We start from the raw sequence: 22154 nt of genomic DNA on the forward strand, positions 1-22154 counted from the left end.
CCGGGCTTATCCTTCTACTTCGATAATCTTGTCGGCGCCCTCGGCAGAGAGCGGCGCGGTGGCGGCGATCAGGCGATCGGTCATCGTCAGCTTGGCATCCTCGATCGCCGCGAACGGGAGCACATGGTGCGTCTCGTCCTGCGTCACGATCGTGATGGTGCCCGCGTCCTTGTCGATGCCGGCGAGATCGCCCTTGAACTGCTTGCGCCCGTCAAGCTTCTCGGCGAGCGTGATGCGGGCCTCATGGCCCTTCCAGTCCTCGAAATCCTGCAGCCGGGTGAGCGGCCGGTCGATGCCCGGCGAGCTGACTTCCAGCCGATAGGCATGGTCGATCGGATCGCGACCCTCGGCTTCCAGCCGGTCGAGCAGGTCCGAGATGCGGCGCGACAGATCGGCGCAATCGTCGATCGTCAGCTGGCGCGTATCCGGACGCTCGGCCATGATCTGCAGCGTGGGATCGCTCTGGCCGCCGAACATCTTCACGCGCACCAGGGCAAAGCCCAGCGCCTGCGCTTCGGTTTCGATCATCTTGGCCAGTTCGGCGAGATTCGCCACACACGTCTCCGGTTGAAATCAAGCAGCTTCGGTGCCGGTGCCTGGCGGCGCCGACCTCGATCATGTTTGACGATGTCCGAGAAAGCATCCGCGATATACGCAATCACGTGCGCCGGAGCAAGGGGGCGCCTCGCACCTTGCATCTTTTCGCGAACGAAAGTCGTTGCAACGCGCTGTAAAACCGGCTGCGTTCGCGACCGAACCATCGCCGGAGAGGATTCCCCATGCCCCGTTCGCTGTTGCTGATACCGATATTGTTCGCCACCGCCTGCTCGTCGCCCGGCTCCAATGCCCAGCAGCCGACCGGGACGGCCGACACGCCGACACCGTTGCCGGTGCCGAGCGGCACGCCCGCCCCGCTGCCGGAGGGCGTGCCGTTCACCGCGATCCGCGTCGCCGATTTCGATTCGCCCTTCGCGCTCGCCTTCCTGCCCGACGGCGCCGCACTCGTGACCGAGAAGGCCGGGCAGCTGCAAGTTTGGGAGGTCAACCAGAAGGCGCAGGCGGTGACCGGGGTGCCCAAGGTCGCCGCCGGCGGCCAGGGCGGCCTGCTCGACGTGGCGCCCGCACCGGACTTCGCCAGCAGCAACACCATCTACTTCACCTATTCGGAGCCGCGCGCCAACGGCAGCGCGCTCGCGCTCGCCCGCGCCAAGCTTACCCGCGGCAAGGCGATGGCGCCGCGACTCGACAATGTGGAGGTGCTGTTCCGCTCGGGCGCGGACGGCGACGGCGGCCAGTTCGGCGCGGTGATCGCCTTCGCACCCGACGGCAAGTCGCTGTTCCTCTCCTCGGGCGAGCGCCAGCGCTTCACCCCCGCGCAGGATCCCAACCAGGCGATCGGCAAGATCCTGCACCTGACGCTCGACGGCAAGCCCGCCTCGGACAATCCGGACGCCGGCAAGGTCGGCGCGACCAGCGTGCAGGTCATCGACCCGCCCGAGGACACCGAAGCCGCCAAGACCGCAAAGGGCCGCCCCTTCGCCTTCGACGGACCCAACCCGGCCCCGGCCTCGATCTGGAGCAGCGGACACCGCAACCCGTACGGCCTCGTCTTCGATGCGGCCGGCAATCTGTGGGAGCACGAGATGGGCCCGCAGGGCGGCGACGAGCTCAACCTGATCGTCAAGGGCCGCAACTATGGCTGGCCCAACGTCTCGTTCGGCGAGAATTACAACAACAAGCCCATTCCCAAGCCCAAGGCGGGCGACGGCTATGAGCTGCCCAAGCTGCACTGGGTGCCGTCGATCTCGCCCGCGGGTCTGATCTACTACACCGGCAACGAGTTCCCGCAGTGGAAGGGTTCGCTGCTGATGGGCGCGATGTCCGGCCAAGCGCTGATCCGCATCGCGCTCGACGGCACCAATGCCCGCAAGGCCGACCAGTGGAACCTCGACATGCGCATCCGCGACGTGGCGCAGGGGCCGGACGGCTCGCTCTGGCTGCTGCAGGACGGCGCCAAGGGCGATGGCGGCTGGCTGATGCGGGTGACTCCGAAGAAGTGAAGCCGTGACATTCCTCCCCGGGCGCAGCTCGGGGAGGGGGACCGCCGCCGCAGGCGGTGGTGGAGGGGCCGCCGCGCAAGCGGCGGTTTCCGCTCAATGCCAAGGCGAAGCGCGCCTGGCGGCGCGGCCCCTCCACCACGCTGCTGCGCAGCGCGGTCCCCCTCCCCCGTCGGGGGAGGATTTGCATTACCGCACGATCAAAAAGTTCATCCGCGCGGCGGCGATCGGGCGGTCTTCCTCGTCCTGCCACGCCACCGCGCTGACATTCGCCACCCTGTTGCCCAGCCGCGTCACCGTGCCCCTGGCCCGCGTCTCCTTCTCGCGCCCGCCGCGCATGTAATCGACGGTGACGTTGACCGGCTTCACCTTCGCCCCGCATTCCGCCTCCAGCGCCTGGAGCAGCGCGCCGACCGCGGCCATCTCGAGCAACCCGCCGATCGCACCGCCGTGCAGGAACCCCGGTCGCCCGACGACATCGCCGGAAAAGGGCATGACCAATACCGGCGCATCCGCGCCCGGCTCGACGGTAAGCCCCAGCAGCTCGGCATAAGGAGGCAGCTTCACCAGTATCCCTCCGCCGCCATGAAGGTGCCGGCGACATGCGCGAGCGGATCGGCCGGATCGCCGTCATGCGCCTGCCCGCGGACGAACGCGATCGAACGCGTCAGCCGATAGCATTCGCAGCGCCCGATCACCGTCTGGCCCGTCCGCGCCGGCCGCAGATAGTCGATCCGGAGGTCGAGCGTCGCATGCGGCAGGAACTTGCCGACCTTGAGCCACACGGCGACGCTGCTCGCCATGTCCATCAGCGCCAGGATCGGCCCCGAGGCGAGCACGCCGGTCTCCTCCTGCCCCACCAGGTCGGCGCGCCAGGGCAGCTCCAGCTCGGACCAGTCGTCGCCATGATCGCGGTGCGCGACACCCAGGCGGCTGCCATGGTTGGGAAAGCGGAGCGCGAAGAAGGCGCGCGGATCGAACCGGGGCGGCGCCGGGGGATCGCTGGACTGGGACATACCCGTTTTTCTAGCGCCACCATCTTGCCCGCGCAAATGCTTCGCCGCACATTGGCGGGCAACAAGAGAGGATGCCGGAATGAGCGAGCGCGTGACCTGGACCATCGAGGGCGGCGTCGCCGATGTGCGGCTGAACCGGCCGGAAAAGATGAACGCGCTCGATCCCGCCATGATCGAAGGACTGCTGACGGCGATCGACACGCTCGGCCAGACCGCCGGCCTGCGCGCGGTGGTCCTTTCCGGCGAAGGCCGCGCCTTCTGCGCGGGGCTGGACATGGCGAGCATGGCCAATGTCGGCGCGGACGTCGACATCGCGGCGCGGACGCACGGACTGGCCAACAGCTTCCAACAGGTCGCCTGGGGCTGGCGGACGCTGCCAGTGCCCGTGATCGCGGCGGTGCACGGCGTCGCATTCGGCGGCGGGCTTCAGATTGCGAGCGGTGCGGACATCCGGGTCGCCGCACCCGAGACTCGGCTGTCGGTGATGGAGCTGAAATGGGGCATCGTGCCGGACATGGCGGGCTTCGTGCTCTGGCGCGGCACCGTACGCGACGACGTGCTGCGCGAGCTCACCTATACCGCCCGCGAGTTCGATGCGGCGGACGCGCATACGTTCGGCTTCGTCACCCGGTTGGCGGAGGGTCCGCATGCCGAAGCAATGACGCTTGCCCATGCGATCGCCGCTCGCAATCCGGACGCGATCCGCGCCGCCAAGCGCCTCGCCAATCACGAAGGCGACGCAGCCGCGGTATTGCTGGCCGAGAGCGTCGAGCAGGCGGCGCTGCTCCGCACGCCGAACCAGATCGAGGCGGTGACAGCCAACCTGCAGAAGCGCAGCCCCCAGTTCCGCGACTAACACGCCCATACCGCAACTTCAAAAGCTCGCGCTGCTCGCCCCGCCCCCGCCGAACGGGTTGCAGCCGCACGCGACACCTGCGAAACGGCCCGCGGTTTCAACCCAGACGGAGGGCGTGCGCCGATGTCGTTCAACAGCTTCGGTCGCGTATTCCGCTTCACCACCTGGGGCGAGAGCCATGGCCCCGCGCTCGGCGCGGTGGTCGATGGCTGCCCCCCGGGGCTGAGCTTGAGCGAGGGCGACATCCAGCCCTTTCTCGATCGCCGCCGCCCCGGCCAGTCGCGCTTCACCACGCAGCGGCAGGAGCCGGACCAGGTCCGCATCCTCTCCGGCGTGTTCGGGGGGCGCACCACCGGTACCCCGATCGCGCTGCACATCGACAATGTCGACCAGCGCTCCAAGGACTATTCGGAGGTCGCCAGGGCCTATCGCCCCGGCCATGCCGACTTTGCCTATGACCAGAAATACGGCTTCCGCGACTATCGCGGCGGCGGCCGTTCCTCGGCGCGCGAGACCGCGGCGCGGGTAGCAGCGGGCGCGGTCGCGCGGCTGGTGATCCCGGAGGTGACGATCACCGCCTGGGTCGAAGCGATCGGCGGTGACGCGATCGACTATGCGAAGTTCGACGCGGCCGAGATCGCCAACAACCCCTTCTTCTGCCCCGATCCGGAGGCGGCCGCCCGCTGGGAAGCGCTGGTCGATGCCGCGCGCAAGGACGGCTCCTCGCTCGGCGCCGTCGTCACTTGCGAGGCCACCGGCGTGCCCGCCGGCTGGGGCGCGCCGCTCTACGCCAAGCTCGACAGCGAGCTGGCAGCGGCATGCATGTCGATCAACGCCGTGAAGGGCTTCGAGATCGGCGACGGCTTCGCGGCGGCAGGCTTGCGCGGCGAGGAGAATGCCGATGCGATGCGGCCGCGCGGCGATGGCGGCGTCGACTTCCTCGCCAACCATGCAGGCGGCATCGCAGGCGGCATCGCCACCGGCCAGCCGGTGCGGATGCGCGTCGCGTTCAAGCCGACCAGCTCGATCCTGATCCCGGTCGAGACCGTCACCCGCGAGGGCGAGGCCAGCGAGATCCGCACCAAGGGTCGCCACGACCCGTGCGTCGGCATTCGCGGCGTACCCGTGGTCGAAGCAATGGTCGCGCTTGTGCTGGCAGACCAGAAATTGCTGCATCGGGCGCAGGTCGGCTGATCTTGCGCTCGACTCGGCCCTGACACGTTCGCTTTTATCGGCTAATCGAAATCAACCGATGAGACTTCTTGGGCATTTGATGGTTAACCTTCCGTTGGCATAATCAACAGAAGGATGCCGTGTAATGTACATCAAGACCATTCTTGCCGCTGCCACGCTGATCGCCGCACCGGCCGCCTTCGCGCAGCAGACCACGCCGGGCCAGACGACGCCGGGCGGCTCGACCATGGACCAGAGCACCACGCCGGGCCAGCCGTCGACCTCGCCCACCGATCCGTCGATGAACCCGTCGACCACCACGACGCCGGGCGGCACGACAGGTTCGGGCACGATGGGTACACCGGATTCGTCGTCGACGACGACCACCTCGCCCACCGACCCGAGCGCGAGCACCACGGACTCGACCATGGGTGACCAGACCGGCGACAAGCCGAAGCGCAAGCGCCCGCGCTAACGCAGGGTAGTTCGGCGCGGGGCCTTTCCCCCTTTCAGCCCCGCGCCTCGAGCGCCGAAGCGCCCGGCCCTCCCCCCAAGGGCCGGGCGTTTTCGCGTCAATCGGCGAAGGGATCGCGGACGAGGATGGTATCCTCGCGCTCGGGGCTGGTCGAGACCAGCGCGACCGGGCACTGGATCAGCTCTTCCACCCGGCGGATGTACTTGATCGCCTGCGCCGGCAGATCGGCCCAGCTGCGCGCGCCGAAGGTCGATTCGGACCAGCCTTCCATCGTCTCGTAGATCGGCTCCACCGCCGCCTGGTCGGGCGCACTGGCGGGGTAGTAATCCAGCACCTCGCCATTGAGACGATAGCCGGTGCAGACCTGGATCTCCTCGAAGCCGTCGAGCACGTCGAGCTTGGTCAGCGCGATCCCGGTGATGCCGGAGACCGCGACCGACTGGCGCAGCAGCACCGCATCGAGCCAGCCGCAACGGCGCTTGCGGCCGGTGACGGTGCCGAACTCGTGGCCGCGCGTGCCGAGACGCTCGCCGATCTCATTCTCCTGCTCGCTCGGGAACGGGCCCGATCCGACGCGGGTGGTATAGGCCTTGGCGATGCCGAGCACGAAGCCGACGGCACCCGGCCCCATGCCGCTGCCGCTCGCCGCGGTCCCCGACACGGTGTTGGACGAGGTGACGAACGGATAGGTGCCATGGTCGATGTCGAGCAGCACACCCTGCGCGCCTTCGAACAGAATGCGGCGGCCGCGCGAGCGCGCCTCGTTGAGCATCTTCCACACCGGCTGGACGAAGGGCAGCACGAAGCCGGCGATCGCGCGCAGCTCGTTCAGCAAGCCCTCGCGATCGATCGGCGGCTGGCCGAAGCCGGCGCGCAGCGCATCATGGTGCGCGGCGAGGCGATCGACCTGCGGCCCGATCAAGTCGAGATTGGCGAGATCGCACACCCGAATCGCGCGGCGGCCGACCTTGTCCTCATAGGCGGGGCCGATGCCGCGGCGGGTGGTGCCGATCTTGCCGGCGCCGCTGGCATCTTCGCGCAGCGCATCGAGATCGCGGTGGAAGGGCAGGATCAGCGGGCAGGTATCCGCGATCTTGAGCGTGTCCGGGGTCACGTCGACCCCTTGCTCGCGCAGCTTCTCCACCTCGGCCTTGAGCGCCCAGGGATCGAGCACCACGCCGTTGCCGATCACGCTCGGCGTGCCGCGGACGATGCCCGAGGGGAGCAACGAGAGCTTGTAGACCTTTTCGCCGATCACCAGCGTATGGCCGGCATTGTGCCCGCCCTGGAAGCGGACGACCACGTCGGCGCGCTCGGCGAGCCAGTCGACGATCTTGCCCTTGCCTTCGTCACCCCATTGGGCGCCGATCACTGCCACATTTGCCATGGATACACGTCCTCCGCCTGCCGGGCGGACCCTGGCCGCCCTTCGACAGGACTCGGCGGCAGGGACTGGTCAACCGGACGCGTCGCCCGAAGCCGCGGCGCGAATGGCGAACGCACGCCCGAAGGTCAAGCCTTTCCTGCCGTCAGCCGTCCAGTGCGGCGCGGATCGCGGTGGCCAGCGCGGCGATGTCGAACGGCTTGGGCAGGATGTTCTCGTCGGCACCCGGATCGGGCGAATCGGGGGCATAGCCGCTGGTGAGCAGCACCTTCAACTCGGGCATGCGCTCGCGCACGCGCGTCGCCAGCTCGCGGCCGCTCATCTCGGGCATCACCACGTCGCTGAACAGCAGCGAGACCTTCTGCCCGCGCTCGAGGAGCCGCAGCGCCTCGATCCCGTCGCGCGCGAAGACCACGCCGTAGCCGAGCTCGCGCAGCGCCTCGACCGAATAGGTGCGCACGCGGTCCTCGTCCTCGACGACGAGGATCACTTCGCTGGACTGCCCGCGCGGAAGTTCGCGCGTGACGCCGCTTGCGGCGGGCGTAGGCACCGCCTCGGGCTGCGCCGGCAGCAGCACCCGCACGCAGGTACCCTTACCGGGTTCGCTCTCGATCGTCACATGCCCGCCCGACTGGCGGACGAAGCCGAACACCTGGCTGAGCCCCAGCCCGGTGCCCTTGCCGACGCCCTTGGTGGTGAAGAACGGATCGAAGGCGCGCGCCGCCACCTCGGGCGGCATGCCCACGCCCGTGTCCCGAATGCGGATCTCGACGAAATCGCCCGCGGCGATCTCGTAGCGGCCAGCCTCGTCGGCCCCGATCGCCACTTGCTCGGTCTCGATCGTCAGCGTGCCGCCCTCGGGCATCGCATCGCGGCCGTTGACCGCAAGGTTGAGCACGACATTTTCCAGCTGGTTGCGGTCTGCCACCACAGGATCGAGCCGACGGGCGAACTGCGTCTCGATCACCACGCCTTCGCCCAGCGTGCGCACCAGCAGCTCGATCATCCCGCCGAGCATGTCGTTGACGTCAAGCGCGGTCGGCGCCAGCGGCTGGCGGCGCGAAAAGGCGAGCAGCCGCTGGGTCAGCGCCGCCGCGCGGCTCGCCCCGTCGCGCGCCGCGACGAGATAGCGGTCGATATCGGTCCGCCCCTGCGCGACGCGGCGCTCCATCAGGTCGAGCGCGCCGATCACCACCGCGAGCATATTGTTGAAATCATGCGCGATGCCGCCGGTCAGCTGCCCCACCGCCTCCATCTTCTGCGCCTGGCGAAGCTGCGCCTCGGCGGCCATCAGCCGCTCGGTCCGCTCGCGCACGGCGGCCTCCAGTTCCTCGCGCGAGCGGGCGAGCACTTCGCGCGCGTCGACGATGTCCTGGATGTCGGTGCTGGTGCCGAACCAGCGCACGATGCGGCCGGTCTCGTCGCGCAGCGGCTGCGCGCGGCCCAGCGCCCAGCGATAGATGCCGCTATGGTGCCGCATGCGATATTCGATGCGATAGAGGTCGCCGGTTTGAACGCAATGCTGCCACGCCGCCGCCGCGCGGCGCTGGTCGCCGGGGTGAAGCACCGTCCCCCATGCATCGCCATCGGTGCTGCCGCGCTCGACGCCGGTATAATCGTACCAGCGATCATTGTAGAAATCGACCGCGCCTTCGGCATCGGCCGACCAGACCATGTGATCGATCGAATTGGTGATCGCGCGGAACTTCGCCTCGCTCTCGCGCAGCGCCAGCACCGCACCGGCGCGCTCGACCGAATCCCAGGTGGTCTCGACCACTGTCTCGACGAAGGCGATCTCCTCCGGCCGCCAAGCCCGCGGCCCCGCGCCATTGGCGTAGAAGGTCGCCACCCACTGCCCGCCGCGCAGCAACGGCACGCCGATCGCCGAGGGCGAAAGCTTGCTCAGCTCGGTATGCGGGAATTCGGTGCTGCTGTCGTCGAAGGTGATGGTGCGGCCCTGCCGATAGCGCTCGACCAGCGGCGCCACCGCATCCAGCCGCCACTGGCCCGCGAGCTTGGGCAGGCTGCCGTCGGTCCAGCACGGGCCCAGGTGGATCACTTCGCCCGCCACCCGGTAGAATCCGACACGCGCGAGGCCCAGCCTGGCCCCCAGTTCGGCCGCGGTGAGTTCCATGATCGCGTCGGGCATGTCGAGCGCGCGCTGACGCTCGGCCAGGCCGTGCAGGAAGGACTGCGACTCGGTTGCGGAGCGCAGATCGTCTGCGGCGTCCTGCGCGGCTTCCTCGGCAAGCTTGCGGTCGGTAATGTCGAAGCTGACGCCGGGGAAGCGGACCGGATGCCCCTCGGCATCGAAGGTGCAGCGCCCCTGGGTGAGCAGCCAGCGCACCTCGCCATCGGCCCGCAATACGCGGAATTCGAGCTTGAGCGGTGCGCGGTCGGCGATCGACTGGCGTACCTCCATCGCGATGCGCGCGCGATCGTCGGGATGGATGAAGTTGAGCACCGCATCGAACGCGCCGCCACGGGCGACGCGCTCCGGGTCGATGCCGAACAGCGCGGCGAAACGCTCGTCGCCGGTCACCCGGCCACTTTCCGCCGTCCAGTCCCAGGTACCGATCCCCGTCGATGCGTTGAGCGCGAGCTGCAGCCGCTCCTCGCTCCGCCGCAACGCTTCTTCGGCGGCGGCGCGCTCGGTGATGTCGGCGGCGGCGACGAAGATGCCGGTGCAGGCGCCGAGCGAATCCTTGATCGGCTGATAGGCGAAATCGAGTACGCGGCGCTCGGGCGGGCTGCCTTGCCGGCGCTGGAGCAAAATCTCGCGGCCGAGCGCGCGATAGGGCTCGCCACTGCGATAGACCTGGTCGAGGATCGCGACATAGCCCTGCTCGACCACCTCGGGCAGGGCCTCGGCAACCGATTGCCCCACCACCGCCTCGCGGCCGATCAGGTCCAGATATGCGGGATTGGCGAGGACGAAGCGATGCTCCGGCCCGTCGAGCAGCGCCACCGCGCCGGGCGCCTGCGCGAAATAGTCGCGCAGCCGCTCGATCTCGGCCTGCTGGGCGCGCTCGGCGAGCACCACCCGCGTTGTCTCGTTGCCCTGGTTGAGAATGCCGAGCACGCGGCCCTCGGCGTCGCGGATCGGCGTGAAGCTGTAGTTCCACCACGTATCGCACGGCACGCCGTCGCGTGCCATCCGCAGCAGCTGGTCGTAGACTGCGAAACCGCGACCGGTGGCGACCACGTCCTCCATCTGCGGGCCGACCACGTCCCAGATCTCCGCCCAGACCTCGCCTCCCGCACGCCCCAACGCCCAGGGATGGCGATCCGCCGCGATCGGCGCCCAGGCATCGTTGTAGAGCAGGCGGAACTCGGGCCCCCAATAGAGCGCTTTGGGGAAACGCGAGGCGAGCATCATGTCGACGGTGATGCGCAGCGGCTCGCACCAGGTGTCGGGCGCACCGAACGGATGGCGCGACCAGTCGAACGTGCGGAGGCGTTCGGCCATCTCGCCGCTATGATCCAAAAAGCGAAGCGGGGCGGCCATGTGCAATTCGTTGATCATGGCCCGCCCCTAAGTCAATGCGACTGGGCAAAATACGTAGCAACGGGGTACGGTTCCGTGGCGAGCGAAGTTGCCCTATGGCGACCGCCGAAGGAGATGGTGTCAAATGAAACTAGCCAGCCTCAAGCAGGGCCGCGACGGCAAGCTCGTCGTCGTCTCGAACGATCTCGCCTGGTGCGCCGACGCCAGCCACATCGCCCCGACGCTGCAGGCCGCGCTCGACGATTGGGCGCGGGTGGAAGGCGATCTGCGCAATCTCGCCACCGATCTCGAGCATGAGACCATCCCGATGATGCGCTTCCACGAGCGCCAGGCATCGGCACCCCTGCCCCGCGCCTATCAATGGGCGGACGGCTCGGCTTATGTGAACCATGTCGCGCTGGTGCGGCAGGCGCGCGGTGCCGAGCTGCCCGAGAGCTTCTGGCAGGATCCGCTGATGTACCAGGGCGGATCGGACGGCTTCCTGGGCCCGCGCGATTCGATTCCTCTGAAGGACGAGAGCTGGGGCTGCGACCTCGAAGCCGAAGTGGTGGTCGTGACCGGCGACGTGCCGCTGGGGGCCAGCCGTGAAGAGGCGCTGGCGGGGGTGCGGCTGATCGGCCTCACCAACGACGTGTCCCTGCGCAACCTCATCCCCGGCGAACTCGCCAAGGGCTTCGGCTTCTTCCAGTCCAAGCCGGCCAGCGCCTTCTCGCCGGTGTTCGTGACGCCCGACGCACTGGGCGACTGGTGGCAGGACGGCAAGCTCCACCGCACGCTGATGGTCGACCTCAACGGCAAGCCCTTCGGCCGTGTCGCGGCGGGCGAGGACATGACCTTCGATTTCGGCACGCTGATCGCCCATGCCGCCAAGACGCGCGCACTGGGCGCAGGCACGATCATAGGATCGGGCACCGTCTCCAACCGCGACGCCGATGGCGGCCCGGGCAAACCGATCGGCGAGGGCGGCAAGGGCTATTGCTGCCTCGCCGAGGTGCGCACCGTCGAGACGATCCTGCGCGGCGCGGCCGAGACGCCGTTCCTCAAGGCGGGCGACACGATCCGCATCTGGGCAGAGGACGACAAGCACCACCCGATCTTCGGCACGATCGAGCAGACGGTGGTGGCGGACTGATCTGCGCGGGAGCGGTCTCCAGCGGGAAAGCCGCTCCCGCCATCAGTGGAAATCGTGCGACTTGATGGGAATGAGGTCCTCGCGCCGCGATGGCCAGCTCTCTGGGGTCCGCTGCTTGGGATAGGCATGGGCGGGATCGGTGGCGCGGATGACCTTCCGATCACGCGAGTCGATCGTGCCGCCATGCGTCGCGCCGTCGCCCGGCATCGTCATCCGCGGCAGGTCGAGCGCACCGACGCTGCGCAGCAGGTCGGTCAGGTCGGTGATCGTCTCGGCGATCAGGTGCAGCACCTCGCCCTCACGCTGGAGCCGGCCGCGCACCGCAATCATCGGCGCGGCGAGGATGATCGGGCGGTAGAGCGCGAAGCGCGCCGGCCAGACGATCGCATTGGCGATTCCGCTCTCGTCCTCCAGCGTCAGGAAGATGCTCTTGGCGCTGCCCGGCTTCTGGCGGACGAGGACGATACCTGCAACTTCCACGCGCGCACCGTCCTTGAGCGTCCTGAGGTCGCCGCACGGCCGGATCCGCCGCGCGGCGAGCGTCCCTCGGAGGAAGTGCAGCGGGTGCGCGCGGAGACTCAGCTGGGTAGCGCGATAGTCCTCCACCACCTCGCGCCCGGCAGTGAGCGGGGTCAGCGTCACCGCGGGCTCGGCCGCCTGGATCGGGCCTTCGATCCCGGCGAACAGCGGCAGCGGCGTCTGGTCGAGGGCCTTGATCGCCCAGAGCGCCTGGCGGCGATCCTGGCCGAAGCAGCGGAAGCCATCGGCGCGCGCGAGCTTCTCCAGCGCGGCGGGGGAGACGCGGGCGCGGCGCCACACATCCTCGATCGAGGTGAAGGGCCGCTCGGCGCGCGCGACGAGGATCGCCTCGGCATCGCGGGCGGAGAGGCCCTGCACCACCCGCATGCCGAGGCGAAGGGGGAGCAACCCAAGATCCTCCCCCAGCTTGCTGGGGGAGGGGGACCGCTCGGCGGAGCCGAGGGGTGGAGGGGCCGCGCCGAAGGCGCGGGTCTCGCCGACCTCGTCGTCCCACCGCCGCTGGCGCGGCGGCCCCTCCACCATGTGCTGGCGCACATGGTCCCCCTCCCCGAGCTTCGCCCGGGGAGGAATGGTGGCCCCCAACACCCGCGTATCCCAGTCGCTGTCGTTGACGCATACCGCGCGCACCTCGACGCCATGCTCCCGCGCATCGCGGACGATCTGCGCCGGGGCATAGAAGCCCATCGGCTGCGCGTTGAGCAGCGCCGCGCAGAAGATGTCGGGATGGTGGCACTTCATCCAGCTCGACGCATAGGCGATCTTGGCGAAGCTCGCCGCATGGCTCTCGGGAAAGCCGTAGCTGCCAAAGCCCTCGATCTGCTTGAAGGTGCGCTCGGCGAAGTCCTGGGTATAGCCCTTCTCCAGCATCCCGCTGATCATCTTCTCCTTGAAATGCGTGACGCCGCCGGTTGACTTGAACGTCGCCATCGCGCGGCGCAGGGCATCGGCCTCGGCCGGCTTGAAGCCCGCGCCGACGATGGCGACCTTCATCGCCTGTTCCTGGAACAGCGGCACGCCGAAGGTCTTCTCCAACACGTCGCGCAGTTCCTCGCTCGGATACTCGACCGCTTCCTTGCCCTCGCGCCGGCGCAGATAGGGATGCACCATGTCGCCCTGAATCGGCCCCGGCCGCACGATCGCGACCTGGATGACGAGGTCATAGAACTCCTTGGGCTTCAACCGCGGCAGCATCGACATCTGCGCGCGGCTCTCGATCTGGAAGGTGCCGAGCGTGTCGGCCTTCTGGATCATCGCGAAGGTCGCGGGATCGTCCTCCTGCATCGCATCCGAAGCGAGCGTCAGCTTAACGCCCTTGTGCTGCTCGAGCAGATCGAACGCGCGCCGCATGCAGCCGAGCATGCCGAGCCCAAGAATGTCGACCTTCATCAGGCCGAGCTCCTCGATATCGTCCTTCTCCCATTCGATCACCCGCCGGTCGACCATCGCCGCCGGTTCGATTGGCACGATCTCGTCGAGATTGGCCTGGGCCAGCACGAAGCCGCCCGGATGCTGCGAACGGTGGCGCGGCGTACCGATCAGCTGGCGGGCAAGGTCGAGCGTCAGCGCGAGGCGCGGTTCGCTGGCGTCGAGGTTGAGCGCGGCGGCATCGGCCTCGCTCACGCCTTCGTTCGACCAGCCCCAGACCTGCCCCGCCAGCCCGGCGGTGACGTCCTCGGGCAACCCCAGCGCCTTGCCGACCTCGCGCACCGCCCCCCTCGTACGATAGCGGCTGACCACGGCGGTGAGCGCGGCATGGCGTTCGCCATAGGTCTCGTAGATCCACTGGATCACTTCCTCGCGCCGCTCATGCTCGAAATCGACGTCGATATCGGGGGGCTCGTCGCGGTCCTCGGAGATGAATCGCTCGAACAGCAATTTGTGCATCACCGGATCGATCGAGGTGACGCCGAGCAGGAAGCAGATCAGCGAATTGGCCGCGCTCCCGCGCCCCTGGCACAGAATCTCCTGCGCGCGGGCGAAGCGGACGATCGAGTGGACGGTGAGGAAATAGGGCGCGTAGCCGCATTTCTCGACCAGCCGCAGTTCCTTCTCCAGCAGTTCGGCATATTCGACCGGTGGCCCTTCCGGGAACTTCGCGGCGAGCGCATCGCGGGCGAGCTTGGCCAGCGCCGCCTGCGGGCTGCGGCCGGACATCACCACTTCGTCCGGGTAGCGATAGAGCTTGCCGAGCTCGCGGGGATTGAAGGCGCAGCGTTCGACTATCGCCTCCACCGCCTGCAGCGCCTCGGGCCAGGCGGCGAAGCGGCGTGCCATTTCGTGCGGGGGCTTGAGGTGCCGATCCGCACTGCGGGCGCGGCGGAAGCCGAGATCGTCGACCGTGCTGGTGTGGCGGATCGCGGTCATCACGTCGTGCAGCATCCGCCGGTCCGGATGATGATAGAGCACGTCGCCGGTGGCGAGCGGGGTAAGGCCATGCGCGGCGGCGGCCTCTGCCAGGCCATGCAGCCGCATCGCCTCCTGCGGCCGGCGATGGCGGGTGAGCGTGACATGGCCGCGCTCCCCGAACACATCCGCCATCCAGCGCAGCGCCGCCGGGTCGCCGCTATCCGCCATGCCGGGCACCAGCGCGGCGACAAGTCCGTCGGCATGCCCCGCGACATCCTCCCAATGGAGGAAGCACTGCCCCTTCTCGCCATGCTGCGCATCCGCCCGCGCCTTGCCGATGCTGAGCAGCCGGGTGAGCCGCGACCAGGCGGCGAGATCCTCGGGCCAGACCAGCACCCCGCTGCCGTCGGTCAGGTCCAGCCGGCAGCCGGTGACCAGCCGCACGCCGGTTGCCTCCGCCGCGACCAGCCCGCGGACGATGCCGCCGACGCTGTTGTGATCGGTAATGCCCAGCGCGGGCATGCCGAACGCCGCCGCCGCCTCGAACAGCTCCGAAGGCGCGGAGGCGCCGCGCAGGAAGGAATAATGGCTGGTGGCCTGGAGTTCGGAATACATGGCCGTGCTCACCCGAACAGGCCGTGGAGATACCAGCTGAGATCGCCAGTCACCGCGCGCTCGCCATCGCCCTGGCGGAACAGCCAGTAGCGGCGGCCGCGCTCGTCTTCGACGCGGAAATAGTCGCGCGTGGCATGGGTCTCCACCGCGCGCTTCCACCATTCGCCATGGATACGCTCGGGCCCGTCGGCGCGGACCACCTCGTGCCGCTCGCCGCGCCAGGTGAAGCGGCGCGGCGGCTGGTCGGGCAGCGCTGCGACGACATGGTCGAGCCGCTCGGGCCGGCGGAGCAGGCGGATCGGGCGCGGCCATTCGGGGTGCCAGGGCGGCAGCGGAGCGTGCCGATCCAGCTGGCGGACATCGTCGGCCTTGAGCGGCGGGGCTTCGCGCTCGGGCGGATCGAGCGGCGGGAGGGCGGCGGCCGAGCGTTCGGGCACATCGCTTTCCACCGGCCGCATCCGCCACAGCCGCGCCATGCCGATCCGCGTCGCCAGCGTGTCGATCAGCGGCGCGAGATCGGGCACCGTCTCGGCATCCAGCCGCTCGTCGACCGGCAGCGCGCCCAGCGGTTCGCTGCGCAGCAAATGCAGCGTCATCGCATCGAGGCCATAGCCGGGTTCGATGCTGTCGATGCGGCGGGCGAGCAGGCGGAGAAGATGCGCGGGATCGCGGCTGGCGCGGGCGAGGCCGATGCCGATCCGCTGCGGCACGCCGTCGACCCGGTCGGCGACCAGCCCGATTCGGCGCGCGCCCTGCCCGGCTTCCGCCAGCGCTTCGGCGAGGCGGCGGACGAGGTCGCCCAGCCAGTGCGCGATCGCCTCGGGGGTGGCGATCGGCTCGGCGAAGCGCTGGGTGACGGCGATCGGCTCGGGCGGGGTGACCGGGGCGACCGGTTCGGGAATACGGCCCAGCGCCTGGTCGAGCCGCGCGGCGATTGTGGTACCGAAGCGGCGGACCAGCGGCGCGCGGGGGAGCGCCGCGAGCTGGCCGATGCTGTCGACGCCAAGGCGGTGGAGCAGGTCCAGCGCATCGCCCTCCAGCCGCAGCGCCTCGACCGGCAGCGGGGCCAGCCACGCGCCATGCTCGCCGGGCGGGCAAAGGAGGAGCGTCTCGGGACGGAAGCGCGCAAAGGCCCAGGCGGCGCCGGGCGTGTCGGCGACGGCGATCCTGGCGGCAAAGCCCAGCCGAGCGAGCAGCGCGTGCAACCGGCGCAGCATCCTGGCTTCGCCGCCATGGAGATGGGCGACGCCGGTCAGGTCGAGGAACAGCAGGTCCTCGCCGGCGAGGGTGACGCTGGGCGACCAGCGCCGCGCGAGGCTGTGCGCCAGCCGTTCGAGATCGGCGCGGTCACCGTGCGGGTCGGCAGGGTCGACGCGGAGCGCGGGCACCAGCGCGCGGGCCTGGGTGAGCGCCATGCCGATGCGGATGCCCGCGGTCATTGCTGCGGGGCAGGCGGCGGCGACTTCGCTGCGGCTGCCGGTGCGGCGGGAGAGGACGCGGGGAGTCTCCACACCTCCTTCGTCATCCCGGCGAAAGCCGGGATCCATTCGCCTGGCGGTCTCGGCTTCTTCTTCGACGGAGAAGGCAATGGATCCCGGCTTTCGCCGGGATGACGATTGGGGGGGCGGCACAGGTGGAGCAGCGACCGAAACAACCCCACGTGATGTCAGCGCCAACCCCACCTCACCCGGCATCGCCCCGCCCTCGTCGGGCCGCATCCGCTTGAAGGCGTGGTCCGCCGCCTCGCTCCGCCGACCGAGCTCGCGCAGCGGCGGTCGCTGGTGCGGCGGCAGCGCAGCGATGGCAGCATCGCGCGCGGCCCGTGCCCAGCGCGCGCCCGGCCGCCAGCCGCCGCCGCGCTGGACGGAGCAGGCGGCCTCCTGCTCGGCTGAGGCGAGCGCCTGAACGGAAGCGAGATGCTCGCCACTTTCGCTCCCCTCCCGCTTGCGGGAGGGACTGACGTGGAGGGGGTGGACTATGCTGAGATCAGCCCCTCCCCCGCCCCCCCCCGCAAGCGGAAGGGGAGCGCAGGTGGCAATGGCATGCGCATGCGTGGCGTCAGCCTGTCTCGCATGCGGGGCAGGAACGGAAGCCGGGCGATCCTGAATAGTTGCGTCTTGGTGCGCCCGCTCAGGCGGCGGCAGCGCGCGCCGCTCGGCCCGCCGCGCGCGGTCGAGCGACCAGTGGGGCAGGAAGAGCGCAGCGACCCGTTGCATCGCAGGCCTCCACCAAGAGTTGGAACGATTCCCCCCCACGTTGCCGCGCCAGCGACAGCTCCCAGCGCGGCCGCCCGACCCCCTCCACCGGCAGCGGTGCCGACGGCGCGCAGCCGATCCGCCACCGCGTCACCGCGGCGGACGGCGCACCCAAGGGATCGCTCCCTTCGCGCGCATGGCGCTTGAGCAGCAAGGCGATCGTGCGCCCCCCCTCGGCCACCAGTTGCAGCCGCCGCGTCGCCGGCATGGCCAGCCGCTTCACTTCGCCGATCACCGCGCCGAGGCCGCGATGGCGCAGCCCCTCTTCCATGATCGCGAGCAGTTCGTCGTCGTCGCGCGCCTCGGCATAGATCACGCGCTTGGGATCGAGCCCGACCTGCGCCAGCCCCGGGGCGAACAGGTCGCGCCGTCGCACCACCCACAGCACCGGCCCCCAGCAGCGCGCGGCGATTCCGCCCAGGAAGGTGGTGGCGGCGCAATCGTCGGTCAGATCGGGCGTGGCGCCGGCAATCTCGTGCAGCGCATCGAGCCGCAGACCCCCGTCCGCCAGCTTCGCATCGAGCCGCTCCAGCCCGAAGGGCAGCACCGGGCGCCGACGGAATCCGGTGCCGTCGATGGCGCTGAGCATTGCGCGCAACTGGTCGAGAGTGGCAGGATCGGGCACGGCGACTCGCTCGGGGGTTGATGACAGGTCCGACTCGTTCGTTCCTATTTTGTTCCAATTCTACCGCGAGTCAATCGGACTCCGGACCTCAAATTTTTAGGCCAGCCCTGCTGCCCCATCTCGACAGGCCGATTGAAATTTTATAACAAGCTCGTGAAATCGAGTTCCGTGCGTTGTCCGTGGCGACACGGCCGAATTTATGGAGAGACCATGACGGTGGACGCCCCGCGCGCCAACCTGCCGCCCTTATCGCTGCACGTGCCCGAGCCGCGCTTTCGCCCCGGCGACGAGGCCGACTTCAGCGATCTTGCGATCCCGCCCGCCGGCGCAGCACGCCGCCCGGACACCGCCGAGCCGGCCGATCGATTCCACGAACTCGCCTATGGCCTGATCCGCGTCCTCGACGACGAAGGCAACGCCGTCGGCCCCTGGGATCCGCGGCTCGATGCAGAGGCGAAGCGGAAAATGCTGCGCAGCATGGCGCTCACCCGCGCCTTCGACGAACGCATGTTCCGCGCCCAGCGCCAAGGCAAGACCAGCTTCTACATGAAGTCGACCGGCGAGGAGGCGGTGTCGGTTTCCGCCGCACTGGCCATGGCCGGCGACGACATGTGCTTCCCCAGCTATCGCCAGCAGGGCATCCTCATCACCCGCGGCTATCCGCTGGTCGAGATGATGAACCAGATCTACTCGAACAAGGGCGATCCGCTGCAGGGCCGGCAGCTGCCGATCATGTATTCGTCGAAGGAGACCGGGTTCTTCTCGATCTCCGGCAACCTCGCCACCCAATATCCGCAGGCGGTGGGCTGGGCGATGGCGAGCGCGGCGCGCGGCGACACGCGCATCGCCGCCACCTGGTGCGGCGAAGGCTCGACCGCGGAAGGCGACTTCCACTCGGCGCTGACCTTCGCCACCGTCTACCGCGCCCCGGTGATCTTCAACGTCGTCAACAACCAGTGGGCGATCTCGAGCTTCTCCGGCTTCGCGGGTGCCGAGGCGACCACCTTCGCGGCACGCGCGATCGGCTATGGCATCGCGGGCTTGCGCGTCGACGGCAACGACGCGCTGGCGGTCTATGCGGCGACGGAGTGGGCGGCCGAGCGCGCGCGGACCAACCAGGGCCCGACGCTTATCGAGCATTTCACCTACCGCGCCGAGGGCCATTCGACCTCGGACGATCCCAGCGCCTATCGCTCGGCCGGCGAGTCCAATGCCTGGCCGCTCGGCGACCCGATCCGGCGGCTCAAGGACCATCTGATCGGCCTCGGCGAATGGGACGAGGAACGCCATGCGGCGATGGACCTCGAGCTCGCCGAGACGGTGAAGCGCGCGCAGAAGGAAGCCGAGAAGAACGGTATCCTCGGCCACGGCATGCACCAGCCGTTCGAGACGATGTTCGAGGGCGTGTTCGAAGACATGCCCTGGCACTTGAAGGAACAGAGCGACCAGATGATCGCCGAGCGCAAGGCGGCCGGGATTTGACCGCCCCCCGCATGAACATGATCCAGGCGATCAACTCCGCCATGGACGTGATGATGGAACGCGACGCCCAGGTCGTCGTGATGGGCGAGGATGTCGGCTATTTCGGCGGCGTGTTCCGCGCGACCGCCGGGCTCCAGGCCAAATACGGCAAGACCCGCGCGTTCGACACGCCGATCACCGAGATCGGCATCATCGGCGTGGCGATCGGGATGGGTGCCTATGGCCTGCGCCCCGTGCCCGAGATCCAGTTCGCCGATTACATCTACCCGGCGCTCGACCAGCTCGTCTCCGAGGCGGCGCGGCTGCGCTATCGCTCGAACGGCGACTTCACCGCGCCGATCACGGTGCGCTCGCCCTATGGCGGCGGGATCTTCGGCGGGCAGACGCACAGCCAGTCGCCCGAGGGCATCTTCACCCATGTCTCGGGCATCAAGACGGTGATCCCGTCGACCCCCTATGACGCCAAGGGCCTGCTGATCGCCGCGATCGAGGACAACGACCCCGTCCTCTTCCTCGAGCCCAAGCGCATCTATAATGGCCCGTTCGACGGCCATTATGATCGCCCGGCCAGGAACTGGACCGCCCACCCCGCGAGCGAGGTGCCCGAGGGCTATTACCGCGTCGAACTCGGCAAGGCCGCGACCGTCCGCGCTGGCGAGGCGGTGACCATCCTCTGCTACGGCACGATGGTGCATGTGGTCGCCGCGACGATCGAGGAGCTGGGCGTCGATGCCGAGATCCTCGACCTGCGCACGCTGGTGCCGCTCGACATCGAAGCGATCGAAGCCTCGGTCAAGAAGACCGGCCGCTGCATGATCGTCCATGAGGCGACGCGCACCTCCGGCTTCGGCGCCGAGCTTTCGGCCTTGGTGCAGGAGCGCTGCTTCTACCATCTCGAAGCGCCGATCGCCCGCGTCACCGGCTTCGACACGCCTTATCCCCACAGCCTCGAATGGGCCTATTTCCCGGGTCCGGTGCGGATCCGCGAGGCGCTCAACAAACTCCTCAAGGACTGACGCCCATGGCTCGTTTTACCTTTCGTCTGCCGGACATCGGCGAAGGCATTGCCGAGGCCGAGATCGTCGCCTGGCACGTGAAGATCGGCGACCGCGTCGAGGAAGACATGGCTGTCGCCGACATGATGACCGACAAGGCCACCGTGGAGATGGAATCGCCCGTCTCCGGCGTGGTGGTCGAGCTCGCCGGCGCGGTCGGCGACCAGGTGCCGATCGGCGCGGCGCTGATGGTGATCGAGGTTGAGGGTGAGGCTGCGGCCGAGACGGAGACGCCGGTCAAGGAGCAGGTCGAGGCCGAGAATCCGGGCGTGGAGGAAGTAGCGGACGCTGTCTCCAACGCTCCCCTCCCGCTTGCGGGAGGGGCCGGGGGTGGGCCCTCGCTCACCACCAGCGATGCGCCTGCGGATGCCGGGGGCCCACCCCCCAGCCCCCTCCCGCACGCGGGAGGGGGAGCGCAGGAGACGAAAGTCCTCGCCTCCCCGGCCGTGCGTGCCCGCGCGGCGGATCTCGGCATCGACCTGGCGAGCGTGAAGCCCGCCGAGGGCGACCGCATCCGCCACGCCGATCTCGATGCCTTCCTCCGCTATGGCAGCGCGCAGGGCTATCACGCGCCGCACGCCAGCCGTGCCCGCGAGGATCAGCCGGTGAAGGTGATCGGTATGCGCCGCCGCATCGCCGAGAACATGGCCGCGTCGAAGCGCGCCATCCCCCACTTCACCTATGTCGACGAGATCGACGTCACCGCGCTGGAAGCGATGCGCGCCGACCTCAACGACAATCGCGGCCAGCGCCCCAAGCTGACCATGCTGCCGTTCCTGATCGTCGCGCTGTGCCGCACGCTGCCCGACTTCCCGATGCTCAACGCGCGCTATGACGACGAGGCCGGCGTGGTCACCCGCCATGGCCGCGTCCATCTCGGCATGGCGACGCAGACCGATGCGGGGCTGATGGTGCCGGTGATCCGCGATGCGCAGGACAGGAATGTCTGGCAGCTGGCGAGCGAGATCACCCGCCTCGCCGAGGCGGCGCGCACCGGCAAGGCGAAGTCGGAGGAACTGAGCGGCTCCACCCTCACCGTCACCTCGCTTGGGCCCCTCGGCGGCATCGCGACGACGCCGGTGATCAACCGGCCCGAAGTGGCGATCATCGGCCCGAACAAGATCGTCGAGCGCCCCGTCTTCCACGGCGACGACATCGTTCGCGCCAAGCTGATGAACCTGTCGATCAGCTGCGACCACCGCGTCGTCGACGGCTGGGATGCGGCGAGCTTCGTCCAGGCGGTGAAGAAGCTGCTGGAAACGCCGGTCCTGCTGTTCGCCGACTGAGCATGGCGCATGTCCTGCTCCGCTAAACCCTGGCGCCCGACTATCTCGCGCGCCGGGGAACGCTGCGGGACGCGCATTTGGCGCTGGCCTGGGCGGCGGCGGATGCCGGCACGCTGCTGCTCGGCGGTGCGGTCGGCGATCCGCCGGAGCGCGCGCTGCTGCTGTTCGGCGATACGGATGCGGCGCGGGCCTTTGCCGAGCAGGATCCCTATGTGACGGCGGGTATCGTCACGCACTGGGATGTCGTTCCCTGGATCACCGTCGTCGGCGCCGAGGCAGCGACCCCGATCCGCCCTGCCTGACCTCGCCTCGGGTTGCGTTGCACCGCAACACGGCGCAACAACGCGAC

General features: G+C 69.1%; 17 protein-coding genes. 9 read left to right on the plus strand and 8 right to left on the minus strand.

What is annotated here, in order from left to right:
• Nucleotides 1–6: 6 nt before the first annotated feature.
• Nucleotides 7–528, minus strand: a complete 522-nt coding sequence (gene rimP / locus GGR89_RS01415) for a ribosome maturation protein RimP (RefSeq protein WP_209092099.1) — start codon at nt 526–528, stop codon at nt 7–9.
• Between the two features lie 251 nt (nt 529–779).
• Here rimP and GGR89_RS01420 point away from each other — a divergent pair, with 251 nt between their 5' ends.
• The gene (locus tag GGR89_RS01420) at nt 780–2060 is read left to right on the plus strand and encodes a PQQ-dependent sugar dehydrogenase (protein ID WP_125975000.1); all 1281 of its coding nucleotides are present in this window, start codon (nt 780–782) and stop codon (nt 2058–2060) included.
• A 186-nt stretch (nt 2061–2246) separates the two neighbouring features.
• On the opposite strand, the gene GGR89_RS01425 is transcribed toward GGR89_RS01420, so the two are convergent.
• Both GGR89_RS01425 and GGR89_RS01430 read right to left on the minus strand, forming a co-directional pair.
• The gene (locus GGR89_RS01425) at nt 2247–2624 is read right to left on the minus strand and encodes a PaaI family thioesterase (protein ID WP_125974998.1); all 378 of its coding nucleotides are present in this window, start codon (nt 2622–2624) and stop codon (nt 2247–2249) included.
• Nucleotides 2621–3073 (minus strand): PaaI family thioesterase, encoded by a 453-nt coding sequence (locus GGR89_RS01430; RefSeq protein WP_125974996.1) that lies wholly within the window; start codon nt 3071–3073, stop codon nt 2621–2623. The genes GGR89_RS01425 and GGR89_RS01430 overlap by 4 nt, the downstream gene beginning before the upstream one ends.
• A 79-nt stretch (nt 3074–3152) precedes the next feature.
• On the opposite strand from GGR89_RS01430, the gene GGR89_RS01435 reads away from it, so the two are divergent.
• From GGR89_RS01435 to GGR89_RS01445, 3 genes are all read left to right on the plus strand, one after another.
• Entirely contained in the window at nt 3153–3929 is a 777-nt protein-coding gene (locus GGR89_RS01435; protein ID WP_125974994.1) for a crotonase/enoyl-CoA hydratase family protein, read from the plus strand.
• Between the two features lie 123 nt (nt 3930–4052).
• Nucleotides 4053–5123: a chorismate synthase gene (aroC, locus tag GGR89_RS01440; protein WP_125974992.1), complete on the plus strand. Its 1071-nt coding sequence runs from the start codon at nt 4053–4055 to the stop codon at nt 5121–5123.
• A gap of 124 nt (nt 5124–5247) precedes the next feature.
• The gene (locus GGR89_RS01445; protein ID WP_125974990.1) at nt 5248–5577 is read left to right on the plus strand and encodes a hypothetical protein; all 330 of its coding nucleotides are present in this window, start codon (nt 5248–5250) and stop codon (nt 5575–5577) included.
• Nucleotides 5578–5674: 97 nt separating this feature from the next.
• Here the strand turns inward: GGR89_RS01445 and GGR89_RS01450 are convergent, their stop codons facing one another.
• Entirely contained in the window at nt 5675–6964 is a 1290-nt protein-coding gene (locus GGR89_RS01450; RefSeq protein ID WP_125974988.1) for an adenylosuccinate synthase, read from the minus strand.
• Nucleotides 6965–7106: 142 nt separating this feature from the next.
• Nucleotides 7107–10469, minus strand: coding sequence for a PAS domain-containing protein (locus tag GGR89_RS01455; protein WP_241213370.1), 3363 nt, complete (start codon nt 10467–10469; stop codon nt 7107–7109).
• 124 nt (nt 10470–10593) lie between these two features.
• On the opposite strand from GGR89_RS01455, the gene GGR89_RS01460 reads away from it, so the two are divergent.
• Nucleotides 10594–11601, plus strand: coding sequence for a fumarylacetoacetate hydrolase family protein (locus tag GGR89_RS01460; protein WP_125974984.1), 1008 nt, complete (start codon nt 10594–10596; stop codon nt 11599–11601).
• Nucleotides 11602–11643: 42 nt separating this feature from the next.
• Here the strand turns inward: GGR89_RS01460 and GGR89_RS01465 are convergent, their stop codons facing one another.
• From GGR89_RS01465 to GGR89_RS01475, 3 genes are all read right to left on the minus strand, one after another.
• Nucleotides 11644–15102, minus strand: a complete 3459-nt coding sequence (locus GGR89_RS01465) for an error-prone DNA polymerase (RefSeq protein WP_125975112.1) — start codon at nt 15100–15102, stop codon at nt 11644–11646.
• Nucleotides 15103–15110: 8 nt separating this feature from the next.
• Nucleotides 15111–16820, minus strand: a complete 1710-nt coding sequence (locus GGR89_RS01470) for a Y-family DNA polymerase (RefSeq protein WP_425338736.1) — start codon at nt 16818–16820, stop codon at nt 15111–15113.
• A gap of 412 nt (nt 16821–17232) precedes the next feature.
• Entirely contained in the window at nt 17233–17946 is a 714-nt protein-coding gene (locus GGR89_RS01475) for an ImuA family protein (protein WP_125975107.1), read from the minus strand.
• Nucleotides 17947–18192: 246 nt separating this feature from the next.
• Here GGR89_RS01475 and GGR89_RS01480 point away from each other — a divergent pair, with 246 nt between their 5' ends.
• From GGR89_RS01480 to GGR89_RS01495, 4 genes are read left to right on the plus strand one after another with little or no spacing between them, the layout of a single operon-like run.
• Complete coding sequence (locus GGR89_RS01480; RefSeq protein WP_125974982.1) at nt 18193–19464, plus strand: 3-methyl-2-oxobutanoate dehydrogenase (2-methylpropanoyl-transferring) subunit alpha; 1272 nt, start codon at nt 18193–18195, stop codon at nt 19462–19464.
• Between the two features lie 11 nt (nt 19465–19475).
• On the plus strand, nt 19476–20480 hold the full coding sequence (locus GGR89_RS01485; protein ID WP_125975104.1) for an alpha-ketoacid dehydrogenase subunit beta: 1005 nt from the start codon (nt 19476–19478) through the stop codon (nt 20478–20480).
• 5 nt (nt 20481–20485) lie between these two features.
• Nucleotides 20486–21805, plus strand: a complete 1320-nt coding sequence (locus tag GGR89_RS01490; protein WP_125974976.1) for a dihydrolipoamide acetyltransferase family protein — start codon at nt 20486–20488, stop codon at nt 21803–21805.
• A 29-nt stretch (nt 21806–21834) separates the two neighbouring features.
• Entirely contained in the window at nt 21835–22107 is a 273-nt protein-coding gene (locus GGR89_RS01495; RefSeq protein WP_125974974.1) for a YciI family protein, read from the plus strand.
• Nucleotides 22108–22154 lie beyond the last annotated feature (47 nt).

The organism is Sphingomonas trueperi, assembly GCF_011927635.1.
In the GTDB taxonomy this organism is placed as follows: Bacteria; Pseudomonadota; Alphaproteobacteria; order Sphingomonadales; family Sphingomonadaceae; genus Sphingomonas; species Sphingomonas trueperi.

What these genes read in the sequence shown, in the direction of transcription:
- rimP (WP_209092099.1), bottom strand. Translation starts at nt 528, where the DNA reads ATGATCGAAACCGAAGCGCAGGCGCTGGGCTTTGCCCTGGTGCGCGTG.
- GGR89_RS01480 (WP_125974982.1), top strand. Translation starts at nt 18,193, where the DNA reads ATGACGGTGGACGCCCCGCGCGCCAACCTGCCGCCCTTATCGCTGCAC.
- aroC (WP_125974992.1), top strand. Translation starts at nt 4,053, where the DNA reads ATGTCGTTCAACAGCTTCGGTCGCGTATTCCGCTTCACCACCTGGGGC.
- GGR89_RS01470 (WP_425338736.1), bottom strand. Translation starts at nt 16,820, where the DNA reads ATGCGGCCCGACGAGGGCGGGGCGATGCCGGGTGAGGTGGGGTTGGCG.
- GGR89_RS01435 (WP_125974994.1), top strand. Translation starts at nt 3,153, where the DNA reads ATGAGCGAGCGCGTGACCTGGACCATCGAGGGCGGCGTCGCCGATGTG.
- GGR89_RS01490 (WP_125974976.1), top strand. Translation starts at nt 20,486, where the DNA reads ATGGCTCGTTTTACCTTTCGTCTGCCGGACATCGGCGAAGGCATTGCC.
- GGR89_RS01485 (WP_125975104.1), top strand. Translation starts at nt 19,476, where the DNA reads ATGAACATGATCCAGGCGATCAACTCCGCCATGGACGTGATGATGGAA.
- GGR89_RS01455 (WP_241213370.1), bottom strand. Translation starts at nt 10,469, where the DNA reads ATGGCCGCCCCGCTTCGCTTTTTGGATCATAGCGGCGAGATGGCCGAA.
- GGR89_RS01475 (WP_125975107.1), bottom strand. Translation starts at nt 17,946, where the DNA reads ATGCTCAGCGCCATCGACGGCACCGGATTCCGTCGGCGCCCGGTGCTG.
- GGR89_RS01420 (WP_125975000.1), top strand. Translation starts at nt 780, where the DNA reads ATGCCCCGTTCGCTGTTGCTGATACCGATATTGTTCGCCACCGCCTGC.
- GGR89_RS01460 (WP_125974984.1), top strand. Translation starts at nt 10,594, where the DNA reads ATGAAACTAGCCAGCCTCAAGCAGGGCCGCGACGGCAAGCTCGTCGTC.
- GGR89_RS01430 (WP_125974996.1), bottom strand. Translation starts at nt 3,073, where the DNA reads ATGTCCCAGTCCAGCGATCCCCCGGCGCCGCCCCGGTTCGATCCGCGC.
- GGR89_RS01465 (WP_125975112.1), bottom strand. Translation starts at nt 15,102, where the DNA reads ATGTATTCCGAACTCCAGGCCACCAGCCATTATTCCTTCCTGCGCGGC.
- GGR89_RS01450 (WP_125974988.1), bottom strand. Translation starts at nt 6,964, where the DNA reads ATGGCAAATGTGGCAGTGATCGGCGCCCAATGGGGTGACGAAGGCAAG.
- GGR89_RS01445 (WP_125974990.1), top strand. Translation starts at nt 5,248, where the DNA reads ATGTACATCAAGACCATTCTTGCCGCTGCCACGCTGATCGCCGCACCG.